Genomic DNA, 11953 nt, shown 5'->3' on the forward strand with positions numbered 1-11953 from the left:
AATCATCGGCCGTCCCGCCCGTTCGCGCGCGGGCCGGCTGCCTTTGGGGGTATCCGGCCGTACTGTGCACGGCCGTTCCGAAGTCACAAGGAGATAGCATGAAGTCGATCGTGTTGAGAGCGTTGGGTGTTGCAGCCGTGGCGGCCTGTCTGACGGGTAGCGTGTATGCGCAGTCGAGCGACGCGGCGGGCACCGAAGCGCCGGCCGCGGCGGCGAGTTCGCCGAAGGCCGCGGCCAAGACCGCGAAGAAGGCCAACCGCAAGCTTGGCTACGCGGTGCGCAAGGCCATTACGAAGGCAGGCGGCATCGACGTGTCGAATATCGTCGTGCGTTCGAAGGGCGGCGCGATCTCGCTGGAGGGTACGGTGCCCGATCAGGCACAGATCGACAAGGCAGAAGAAGCAGCGAAGAGCGTGAACGGCGTCACGTCCGTCACGAACAAGCTGACGGTGCAGCAGCAGTAATGCCGGGCGGCGGCGCGCGAGCGCCGCGTGCGTCCGCTTCCACGCGGGCCCCGGCATGCCGGGGCCCGTTTGCGCTTCAGACGACGGGCCGGGCCTGCCGTTGCCCGCCATGCTTCGCGAGAGCGCGGCCCGGGAGCACGTTGTCCGGGGCGCAAAAGCCGGGTCGCCCCGGCGTTTTCTTCAGACGACACGCGCCGCGCACGACACGGCGGCGGGCTGATAACGACATCCATATCGAGAGGCGACAATGACGACGCACGGGTGGGGCAGTCGGATTCTTGTCGGCGCGACGCTGGCCGCGCTCGCGTTGCTCGGCGCCTGCAACGGCGACGAGTCGGCCGAACGCAACAGGCTGCCCGGCTTCGTGGCGGGCAGTGTGCGTACGACCGCCTATGACGGCACCAGCGACGACCTGCTGACGGCCGGCCTCGGCAAGACCGGTCTCGCCGCCGCCACCGCGCCGGCATTCGCGAATCCGGCCCGGCCGACGAGCGCCGAGCTGCGGCGTGTCGCGATCTGGTCGAATTACCGCGCGCTCGTCGACATGAGCGCGAACGGCGGTTATGGCCGTTTCTGGGGGCCGAACGTCGACGTCGACGGCAACGACACGCTCGGCGAAGGCAAGATCCGCGGCACTGAATATCTCGCGTATTCCGACGACGGCAGCGGCCGCAAGAACGTGACGCTGCTCGTACAGGTGCCCGCGAGCTTCGATCCCGCGCAGCCGTGCATCGTCACCGCGACGTCGTCGGGTTCGCGCGGCGTGTACGGCGCGATTTCGGCGGCCGGCGAGTGGGGCCTCAAGCGCGGCTGCGCGGTCGCGTATAACGACAAGGGCGGCGGAAACGGTGCGCACGAGCTCGGTTCCGACACGATCACGCTGATCGACGGCACGCTCGCCGACGCGGTGCTGGCCGGCAGCGCCAGCCTCTTCACCGCCAACGTGACGAGCGGCGACCTGGCCGCGTACAACAATCGCTTTCCGAACCGCTATGCGTTCAAGCATGCGCATTCGCAGCAAAATCCCGAGCAGGACTGGGGCCGTGCGACGCTGCAGGCCGTCGAGTTCGCGTACTGGGCGCTCAACGAACAGTTCGGCCCGCCGCTCGACGGGTCGCATCACGGCGTGCGCTATCGCCCGGGCGACATCACGACGATCGCCGCTTCCGTCAGCAACGGCGGCGGTGCGGCGCTCGCGGCGGCCGAGCAGGACACGCGCCGCTGGATCACCGCGGTCGTCGTCGGCGAGCCGCAGATCAACGTGCGGATGGCGCCGAACGCGGTCGTGCGCGAGGGTGGCCAGCCGGTGCCGTCGTTCGGGCGGCCGCTTGCCGACTACGCGACGCTCGCGAACCTGCTGCAGCCGTGCGCGGCCGCGTCGGCGTCGCTCGCCGGGGAGCCATACCTGAGCGGCCTGCCGCTGGCGACCACCCAGTCGATCCGCGCGCAGCGCTGCGCGACGCTCGCGGCGGCGGGCCTCGTGTCCGGCGCCGATACGCCGAGCCAGGCCGCCGACGCGCTCGCTCAGCTGCATGCGGCCGGCTATCTTGCCGATTCCGATCTGCTGCACGCGTCGATGTGGGATTCGCAGGCGATTCCGGCGATCGCGGTCACCTATGCGAACGCGTACACGCGCTCGCGCGCGACCGACAACCTGTGCAATTTCAGTTTCGCGACGACCACGGCGGCGACCGGCGCGGTCGCGGCGCCGGCCGCGTCGCCGATGCCGGCCGTGTTCGGGCTCGGCAACGGCGTACCGCCGACTGCCGGCATCAATCTGGTGTTCAACACCGGCGCGGGCGTCGATCATCGGCTCGCCACACCCGATGCGAGCTTCGCGGGCGCGCTGTGCCTGCGGCAGCTGTGGACCAACGGGATGCTCGACATGCCGGCGAACGTCGACGCGGTACGCGTGAACGCGAACCTGCAGGGCAAGCCAGCGATCATCGTGCAGGGCCGCAGCGACGCGCTCGTGCCGGTGAACCATGCATCGCGCGCATACGTCGCGCAGAACAGCATCAGCGAAGGCGCCCGCAGCCAGCTCGTGTTCTACGAGGTAACGAACGGGCAGCACTTCGATGCATTCCTCCCGGTCGCCGGGTTCGACACGCGCTTCGTGCCGGTCCACTACTACGACCTGCAGGCGCTGAACCTGATGTGGCGGCACCTGAAGAGCGGTGCGCCGCTGCCGCCGTCGCAGGTGATCCGCACGGTGCCGCGCGGCGGCACGCCGGGCGCCGCACCCGCGCTGACGAGCGCGAACCTGCCGCCGATCGTAACCGCGCCGGGCGCGAACGCGATCACGGCGGGCGCCGGTGCGATCGACGTGCCGCTCTGACGGCGCGCGTTGCGTCGCAGGCCCGAAGCCGGACAGTCGTCCGGCTTTTTTCTTTTTCGCGTCCGGAATCGGTTCCCCGGCGCTTTTTATCGGAATGGCACGCGCCGTAACAAATTGTTACTTTACGGCGAAAAATCCGGAATTTATTATGCGCCGGTATTTTCACTTAATTTAATAAATTACCGGACAGACCATATTTTCTTTCCATATAGTTAATCGATCCTTTCGATTTTATTAAATCGGCGCGAGCCACGGTTTATCGCCATTTCGCGATTAATCGGCGTCTCGTCGAGGGGAATCGTTCGTCTTCCGAAAGTGAAGACGCCTTGACCGGCGGGCTTTGCTGGGCGAGCTGTTGCCCGCAATTCCGTCGATTCAGGTCAGGCGCCGTTGTTCGCTCAACCGGGCATTATCGAATTGTCGTTCGCGGTGGAATTGATTCCAGCGCGCAGTCGCGAAATACGGGTGGGGGTAAATCATGCCGGTCGGTATTTGCCGGGCCGGTAAAAAACTCGGTGTGCATCGCAAAACGAATGCATTCCGGTGCCGAGCGTCGGCGCAAACGATCCTTTGCGGCCGGCGGTATTTATCGTTCTGTTCGAGAGGCAATAATGACGACACTGAAGTCCTTGAAAGACGGTTTCGCGCTATTTGCAACGACACTGAGCGTGCCGCTCGCCGCAGCCGCGGCCGCGGCGCTGCTCGTCACCGGTTGCGGCGGCGACGACGGCTCGGGCCCGACCGCCGCCACCGCGGCGGCCGCGACGGCGTCGAACGGCAGCACGTCGGCCAGCGCCGACGCCACTGCCGCAGCCCCTGCGGACCAGCCGTACGTCGACACCGACGTGTACGGCACCGGCCCGGACGATGCGGTCACCGATTCGACCGAAGGCGCTGCGGTCGTGCACCGCCAGGTCACGATCGGCGGCAAGACCGTCAAGTACACGGCCACGACCGGCCACCTGACCACCATCGACCCGATCACGTCGGCGCCGAACGCGAAAATGTTCTACGTCGCGTACACGCAGGACAATCCGGATCCGTCGAAGCCGCGCCCGGTCACGTTCTTCTACAACGGCGGCCCCGGCTCGTCGTCCGTCTATCTTCTGCTCGGCTCGTACGGGCCGAAGCGCCTGCAGTCGTCGTTCCCGAACTTCACGCCGCCGGCCCCGTACAAGCTGCTCGACAACCCCGACAGCCTGCTCGACCGTACCGACCTCGTGTTCATCAATCCGGTCGGCACCGGTTATTCGGCGGCGATCGCCCCGGCGAAGAACAAGGATTTCTGGGGCACCGACCAGGATGCGCGCTCGATCGACCGCTTCATTCAGCGCTACCTGACCAAGTACTCGCGCTGGAATTCGCCGAAGTTCCTGTATGGCGAGTCGTACGGCACGGCGCGCAGCGCGGTCGTGTCGTGGGTGCTGCACGAGGACGGCATCGACCTGAACGGGATCACGCTGCAGTCGTCGATCCTCGATTATGCGAACGCGCTGTCCGCGCCGGGCACGTTCCCGACGCTCGCCGCCGACGCGTTCTACTGGAAGAAGACGACGCTGAACCCGGCGCCGACCGATCTCGACGCGTACATGGTCCAGGCGCGCAACTACGCGGACAACACGCTCGCGCCGCTCGCGCAGAAGCCGAATCCGCAGGACGGCGGCTTCGTGAACGTCCGGCTGAACCTGAACCTGCAGACCGCGCAGCAGATGGGTTCGTACATCGGCACGGACCCGACGTCGCTGATCCAGACCTTCGGCAACCCGGCCGCACTCGGCAACGTGCCGTCGTCGGACGACAACCCGCCGTACACGTTCTTCCTGACGCTCGTGCCCGGCACGCAGATCGGCCAGTACGACGGGCGAGCGAACTTCACGGGCAAGGGGATCGCGCCGTACATCCTGCCGAACTCCGGCAGCAACGATCCGTCGATCACGAATGTCGGCGGCGCGTACACGGTGCTGTGGAACAGCTACATCAACACCGACCTCAAGTACACGTCGACGTCGTCGTTCGTGGACCTGAACGACCAGGTCTTCAACAACTGGGACTTCAGCCACACGGACCCGACCGGCGCGAACAAGGGCGGCGGCAATACGCTGTACACGGCGGGCGACCTCGCGGCGACGATGAGCGTGAACCCGGACCTGAAGGTGCTGTCGGCGAACGGGTATTTCGATGCGGTCACGCCGTTCCACCAGACCGAGCTGACGCTCGCGCAGATGCCGCTCGATCCGACGCTCAAGGCGCAGAACCTGACGATCAAGAACTATCCGTCGGGCCACATGATCTACCTGAACGACGCGTCGCGGACCGCGTTGAAGGGCGATCTCGCCAGCTTCTATGACGGCATCCTCGCGAACCGTACCGCGCTGCAGCGCGTGCTGAAGCTGCAGGCGCGCACGCTGCAGATGAAGCAGCAGCTGAAGCAGCAGGGGCAGTAAGCGTCGCGCCGCGACTCGTGCGGCCCGGCTTCGCACCGGGCGGCGCGGGTTCGCGGTGCGACGGATGGACGACAGCCCGGCCGGTGTGAGCCGGGCGGGCTGTTTTTTCGGGCGAATGGTCGCGCGCCGGGCGCGCGAGCCGTTGCCGTGGAGGATCGCTATGCGCGCAGCGGCGGGTTCCGCGCGCTGCGTCGCCGCGCCTAAGCGAGCACGAGCCGCACGCCGACCGCGACCAGCGTCGCCGCGAGCAGGTTGCGCAGCAGCCGCTCCGGCGCACGCGCCGACAGCAGGCTGCCGACGACGATGCCGGGCAGCGAGCCGAGCAGCAGCGACAGCAGCATCGACCAGTCGACCGAGCCGAGCAGCCAGTGGCCCATGCCGGCGACGAGGGTAAGCGGCACCGCGTGCGCGATGTCGGAGCCGACGATGCGGGTGGTCGCGAGCGCCGGATAAAGCAGAAGCAGCACCGTGACGCCGATCGCACCGGCGCCGACCGACGTCATCGACACGAGCACGCCGAGGGCGGCGCCCGTCAGCACGGTCGACCACAGCGTGCGCGCGGGGCTCGGCACGAGCGGGTTGCGCGCGGCGAATGCGGTGAGTTGCGGACGGAAGATCAGCGCGAGCGACGTGAGGAGCAGCGCGACGCCGAGCACCAGCTGGATCATCCGCGCGGTGCCCGGCGAATTCATCCCGTGCGTGTGCAGCAGCCACAGCGTCACGGCCGCGGCCGGCACGCTGCCGGCCGCGAGCCGGCCGGTGATGCGCCAGTCGATCGACCCCTTCAGCCCGTGCACGAGCGTGCCGGTGGCTTTGGTCGCGGCCGCGTACAGCAGGTCGGTGCCGACCGCCGTCGCGGGGTGCACGCCGAACAGCAGCACGAGGATCGGCGTCATCAACGAACCGCCGCCGACGCCCGTCAGGCCGACGAGAACGCCGACGAACAGGCCGGACAGCGAGTACAGCAGATCGATATGGGGAAGCGACATCGGAAGCAGGCAGTTATGCGGCGTTCGGCGGCGCGCGCCCGCGGCGCGCGCATCAAAGTCCGCCATTGTCGCAAAAGTGGCGCTTCGGCGTACGACTACGTTAAAAATCGGCGCGGACGGCCCGCCTGACCGCGTCGCCGACCGTGACGGCCGGTGAAACGGGCGTTTGAACGTGCGCCGCGGCGTGGGGCGCCGACGCCGGGCTGCGTTCGGTCCGTGCGTTGCCGCCACCGGTTCGAGAACCGGTGCAACGAAACAGGGCGGTGCGCGCCCGCGGCGCAGGCCGGATGGCTGTCAGTGCATCGCGCGACCGACGTCCGACACCGCGTCCTGGCGGCGGATGCGCAGAGCGAGTCCGAGCAGCCCCGCCGCGGCCGCGAATGCCGCGCCGACCGCAAACGCCGCGTGATAGCCGCCGTTCAGCGCGTCGAGCGGCGCCGCCTGGGCTGCCGCGAGCGCGTCGGTGCGCGCCGCAGCGAGGCTCGCGAGCACCGCGAGGCCGAGCGCGCCGCCCATCATGAACGCGGTGTTGACGATGCCCGACGCAAGCCCCGAATCGGCCGGATCGACGTCGCTCATCGCCGCGAGCAGCACCGGATTGAACGCGACGCCCGCGCCGATCCCGAGCAGCGTCATGCCCGGCAGCACGTGCCAAACGAAGCTGCCGTCCGCGGGCGCGCGCGAGAACAGCGCGAGGCCGCACGCGGCGATCAGCAGGCCCGCCGCGATCGGGCCGCGAATCCCGAAGCGCATCACGATCCGCGCGGACAGCCCGAGCGAGAACGCGGCCATGATCAGGTTCGCCGGCAGGAACGCGAGCCCGACCTGCAGCGGCCCATAGCCGAGCACGCGCTGCATGTACAGCGCAGACAGGAAGAACCACGCGAACATCGCGGCGGCCCACAGCACGCCGATCACGTTCGCGAGCGCGACGTTGCGCGCACCGAACAGCGTGAGCGGCATCAGCGGATGGGCGACGCGCGCCTCGATCGCGATGAACAGCGCGAGCAGCGCGGCGGCCGCGCCGATCAATGCTACGGTCTGCGTCGACAGCCAGCCGGCCTCGTTGCCGCCGACGATCGCGTAGACGGCGAGCATCAGCGACGCGGTTACGGTCGCCGCGCCGACGACGTCGAGCCGTGCGGCGCCGACAGGCGCGCGCATGCGCGGCAGCAGCGCAACGCACATTGCATAGACCGCGATGCCGATCGGCAGGTTGACGAGAAAGATCCAGTGCCACGACAGCGAGCTGGTCAGCAGCCCGCCAAGCAGCACGCCGATGCTCCCGCCGCCTGCGCAGACGAAGCCGTAGACGCCCATCGCGCGCGCCCGTTCGCCGGGTTCGGTGAACAGGTTCATGATGAGCGACAGCGACACGGCCGACACGATTGCGCCGCCGAAGCCCTGCACCGCGCGCGCCGCGATCAGCATCGTCTGCGATTGCGCGAGACCGCAGGCGAGCGACGCGAGCGTGAATACGACGAGCCCCGCGAGGAACATGCGCCGCTGGCCATACAGGTCGCCGAGCCGGCCGCCGAGCAGCAGGCAGCCGCCGAACGTCAGCAGGTACGCGTTGACGACCCAGACCAGCGCGGTTTCGGTGAAATGGAGGTCGGTGCTGATCGACGGCAGCGCGACGTTCACGATCGTGCTGTCGAGCACGATCATCAGCACGCCGAGGCAGAGGACGATCAGCGCGTACCAGCGCTTCTCGCCGTGAATTCCGTGGGTCATGGGGCAGCCCTCTCTCCGATTGTTATTTGAGAGGCTGCATTGTAGACGTCGCCCGCGCACGCTTCCTGCCGGTTTGTGGCAGCAGCGGCGCGTAGCGGCGGCGCGGCTCGCGCGCCCGGCGTTATCCGCGCGCCGGCAGTTCGCAGCCGTCGGGCCCGCACGCGGCTGCATCGTCGCCCGCGAGTTCGACGATCGCGCCGTCGCGCCACGCCTGCTCGAGCGCCTGCGTGAACACGTCGGCCTGCTGCGCGCCGGACACCGCATAGCGGCCGCCGAACACGAACAGCGGCACGCCGCGTCCGCCGATCTGCGCGGCGCGCGCGATGTCGGCTTCGACTTCGTCGCGGTACGCGTCGCTGCGCAGCACGGCTTCGGCGGCCGAGCGCTCGAGCCCGGCTTCCGCCGCGAAGTCGAGCAACGAGGCATGATCGAACAGCGACCCGTGCTCGCAGAAATACGCGCGATAGAGGCGCTCGGTCAGCGCATGCGCGCGGCCGGTCGCTTCCGCGAGTTTCACGAGGCGGTGAGCATCGAGTGTGTCGCCGACGAGCGTGCCGGGCAGGTCGTAGCGCAGCCCGACGCTCGCGGCCGCGTCCGTCACCTGCCGGAGCATCTGGTCGACTTGCGCGGCCGACATCCGGTACTTGTCCGCGAGCATTGCCTCGACCGGTTCGACCGGCTGGCCAGGCATCAGCCGGTACGCGCGCAGCGCGACGTCGACGTGCTGCGCGTGTGCGAACGCGGCGAGCGCATCGTCGAAGCGGCGTTTGCCGATCCAGCACCACGGGCAGATCAGGTCGGACCAGATCTCGACGGTCAGGGTCTGGCGGGTAGCGGGGGCGGGGTGCGTCGTCATGGGCGGTACGGCAGCGAAAAAGTGTAACCGAGACTATAGCATTTTGTGCTCCGACACATCGCGGCGGTCGGCTGGACGACGCGCAAAGGGGCGACCGGCAACGTAATACCGAAACATGGGCGCCGATACCCGATACCCGATACCCGATACCCGATACCGGCAGCCGGCGACGGCTGCACGCGCCGGTTACGCGTCGCCCTGCGTTTCCTTCAGGTGCTTCAGGTGCTTGTAGACGGTCGCGCGCCCCATCCCGAGCACGTTCGCGACGTAGTTTGCAGCGCTCTTGCCGCGGAATGCGCCTTCCGCGTACAGCGCCTCGACGAGCTCGCGCCGATGTTCGCGCGTGAGGCCGTTCAGGCCTACCTGCCGCTCGCGCAGCCAGCCGTGCAGGAACGTGTTGATGCGCTCCTGCCAGTCGTCGCGGAACAATTCGTCCGGTTGCGCGACGATTCCCGCGCCCTTGATGAACACGTCGAGCGTCGCGCGCACGTCGTCGAACACCGCGATATTGAAGTTGATGCACATCATCCCGGCCGGACGGCCGTCGTCGTCGAACAACACGTTGCTCACGCAGCGCATCCGTCGGCCGTCCCAGTTCAGCTTCTCGTACGGGCCGATCACGCGCTCGCGCGCCGAATGGTCGATCTCCTCGAGCGCCGAGTCGTCGCCGATCTCGCGCTTCGACAGGTTGTTCGCAAGGTACAGCACCGTCTGGTCGTGCAGGTCGTGGATCACGACTTCCGCATACGGGAAGAACAGCGCCGCGATGCCATCGGCGATCGGTGCGTAGCGGGTGAGCAGCAGGTCTTTGACGGGGGATTGCTTCTTGCGCATCGGAATCGCCATCTCGGGTGAGCGGGGGCCGGGCGGCGCGTCTGCGCGGCGCATGGGCGTACCGGCGATCGGCTCGCTCGTGCGCCCGCGCGCTGCCGCGGCGGTTGCGTCATTGTATCGGCCCCGCATGCGTGCGCCGCTCATGCGCGCGTCAGATGTTCGTACAGCGCGTGCGCGATCGCGATGTCCTCGAGTCCGAGACCGATCGAGCGGAACAACGCATGGCGCGTGCGCGACGGCGCCGGACATGTGCCGGTGACGAGCGCTGGCAAATCGCCGACGATCCGCTCGGGCGTCCAGCCGTGCTCGGCCGCCGCGATCAGCATTTCGCCCGCGCTCGAGGGCGTCGTGTGCCGGTAGTCGCAGTACACGTCCATGTCGGGGAGCCACGCGGGCGGAATCTCGTGTGCCCGCGCGACGTTGGTGCTGATCGACGTGACGAGCGCGGGGCGGGTGAGCATGCCGTCCGCGAGCACCGGCGTGCCCGACGACGTGCACAGCATCACGACGTCCGCATCGCGCACGCATGCTTCGACGCTTGCGGCGGCACGCGCGCGCGGATCGAGCCGTGCCAGTGTCGCCACCAGCGCCGGGTCGCCGGCGAGCGCAGGCGAATGCACGCTGATCGATGCCCAGTCGCGCAATGGCGCGGCGTGGCGCAGATGCGCAAGGCCGACCGCGCCGGTGCCGATCACGGCGAGCCGGCGGGCGTCGCGCGGTGCGAGGCAGTCGACCGCGAGCGCCGTCGTGCCGGCCGTGCGCTCGACCGTCAGCAGCCCGGCGTCGCACCACATCAGAGGCTGGCCGGTGCGCATCGACATCAGCGCCGTCCATGCGGTAACGATGGGTTTGGCGCCCGTCACGACGTACGGCGACAGTTTCGCGCCGAATACCTGCTCGTCGGCGAGCGCGCCGAGGTACGTGATGAAATCGCCGGCCTGGTCGGGGAACGGCGTCAGCGTCTGCGGCGGCTGGACCGCACGGGCCGACGCGAGCGACGCGAACATGCGGCGCAGCGTGCCGAGCACGTCGAGCGACGGGAGTGCCGCGCGCACCGCGGCTTCGTCGACGGTCAACGGCGGGGTCGGGGCGAGTTGCGTCATGGATGTCTCCGTTCGGGCTGGACCGCGCAGTCTCGAAAGCGCGTGTCTAGCGATGTTCGTGATGGAATAAAAGTCTAATATAGACAGAAAGAAGTGGGGAAATTTTTCTCTTGCGGACGCTCATGTACCATTGTTGGCGGAGAAAATCTCAACGAATCATGGGGTTGTAGCGCATTCCGCCACTTTTGCCGCGAAATGTCCGAGACGGGATTATCGTATCCCCTATAGTCCATAGTAGACTAACAGTCTATATTCTGGCGGTGGACCGGCGCGTCGCCCTGCGTCAGCCGCGCAGTCCGGCACGACCGCATCCCGATCCGGCGCCGAGCGACCGGTCTTCATCGCCTCAATCAGGAATCGAAGGAATTCGTCATGAACTGGAAGCTTTCCCTCTGCGCCGTTGCGGCGCTTGCGTGCGCGGCCGTTACGGCCCACGCGGAACAGGCCACGTTGCGCTTCGGGATCGAAGCCGCATACCCGCCGTTCGAGAGCAAGACGCCGGCCGGCCAGCTGCAGGGTTTCGACGTCGACGTCGGCAACGCCGTATGCGCGAAGCTGAACATGAAATGCGTGTGGGTCGAAAACGCGTTCGACGGGTTGATCCCGGCACTGCAGGCGCGCAAGTTCGACGCGATCAACTCGGCGATGAACATCACCGCGAAGCGCAAGCAGAGCATCGATTTCACGCCGCCGATCTACGTGGTGCCGATCGTGATGGTCGCGCATCGCGGTTCGCCGCTGCGGCCCGATGCCGCGAGCTTGCGCGGCAAGCACGTCGGCGTGCTGCAGGGTTCGTCGCAGGAGGATTTCCTGAAGGCGCACTGGGCGAATGCGGGCGTGAACGTCGTGTCCTATCAGGATCAGGACCAGATCTATGCCGACCTCGTCGCGGGCCGTCTCGACGCAGCCGTTCAGGAGGCGCAGACCGCGCAGGAGGGTTTCCTCGACAAGCCGGCCGGCCGCGACTATCAGATCGTCGGCGAGCCGCTGAAGGATCCGGCGACGCTCGGCGAAGGCACCGGCTTCGGGCTGCGCAAGGGCGACAAGGCGCTGCAGGCGAAGATCGTCGGCGCGCTCGACGCGCTGAAGAAGGACGGCACGCTGAGCGCGCTGTCGCAGAAGTACTTCAAGCGCGACATCGTCGCGAAGTAAGCGGTTCCCGCGCCGGCCGCGACGCCGGCGCGTATTGCT

The 11953-nt window shown here is 67.9% G+C and carries 9 protein-coding genes; 4 read left to right on the forward strand and 5 right to left on the reverse strand.

All coding sequences use genetic code 11. The features are described 5' to 3' along the window. Positions 1–98: 98 nt before the first annotated feature. The 3 genes from WK25_RS03915 to WK25_RS03925 all read left to right on the forward strand — a co-directional run bounded on the left by WK25_RS03915 (position 99) and on the right by WK25_RS03925 (position 5246). Positions 99–464 (forward strand): BON domain-containing protein, encoded by a 366-nt coding sequence (locus tag WK25_RS03915; protein WP_059543982.1) that lies wholly within the window; start codon positions 99–101, stop codon positions 462–464. Between the two features lie 247 nt (positions 465–711). Further along, positions 712–2802, forward strand: coding sequence for a D-(-)-3-hydroxybutyrate oligomer hydrolase (locus WK25_RS03920; RefSeq protein ID WP_069241015.1), 2091 nt, complete (start codon positions 712–714; stop codon positions 2800–2802). 611 nt (positions 2803–3413) lie between these two features. Continuing rightward, on the forward strand, positions 3414–5246 hold the full coding sequence (locus WK25_RS03925; RefSeq protein WP_069241016.1) for a S10 family peptidase: 1833 nt from the start codon (positions 3414–3416) through the stop codon (positions 5244–5246). 200 nt (positions 5247–5446) lie between these two features. On the opposite strand, the gene WK25_RS03930 is transcribed toward WK25_RS03925, so the two are convergent. From WK25_RS03930 to WK25_RS03950, 5 genes are all read right to left on the reverse strand, one after another. Then, positions 5447–6235 carry a sulfite exporter TauE/SafE family protein gene (locus WK25_RS03930; protein ID WP_040144888.1) on the reverse strand — a complete coding sequence of 263 codons (789 nt, stop codon included), beginning with the start codon at positions 6233–6235 and terminating at the stop codon, positions 5447–5449. A 294-nt stretch (positions 6236–6529) separates the two neighbouring features. Continuing rightward, a complete protein-coding gene (locus tag WK25_RS03935; protein WP_059543977.1) occupies positions 6530–7969 on the reverse strand; it encodes a DHA2 family efflux MFS transporter permease subunit in 1440 nt (479 codons plus the stop codon). Positions 7970–8090: 121 nt separating this feature from the next. After that, complete coding sequence (locus tag WK25_RS03940) at positions 8091–8825, reverse strand: DsbA family oxidoreductase (RefSeq protein WP_069241017.1); 735 nt, start codon at positions 8823–8825, stop codon at positions 8091–8093. Between the two features lie 186 nt (positions 8826–9011). Then, a complete protein-coding gene (locus tag WK25_RS03945; protein ID WP_059543974.1) occupies positions 9012–9803 on the reverse strand; it encodes a helix-turn-helix transcriptional regulator in 792 nt (263 codons plus the stop codon). Then, complete coding sequence (locus WK25_RS03950; RefSeq protein ID WP_069241018.1) at positions 9800–10762, reverse strand: ornithine cyclodeaminase family protein; 963 nt, start codon at positions 10760–10762, stop codon at positions 9800–9802. The genes WK25_RS03945 and WK25_RS03950 overlap by 4 nt, the downstream gene beginning before the upstream one ends. 372 nt (positions 10763–11134) lie before the next feature. Here WK25_RS03950 and WK25_RS03955 point away from each other — a divergent pair, with 372 nt between their 5' ends. After that, on the forward strand, positions 11135–11914 hold the full coding sequence (locus tag WK25_RS03955) for an ABC transporter substrate-binding protein (protein WP_040143535.1): 780 nt from the start codon (positions 11135–11137) through the stop codon (positions 11912–11914). Positions 11915–11953: the final 39 nt, after the last annotated feature.

Source organism: Burkholderia latens (genome assembly GCF_001718795.1).
Taxonomy (GTDB): domain Bacteria; phylum Pseudomonadota; class Gammaproteobacteria; order Burkholderiales; family Burkholderiaceae; genus Burkholderia; species Burkholderia latens_A.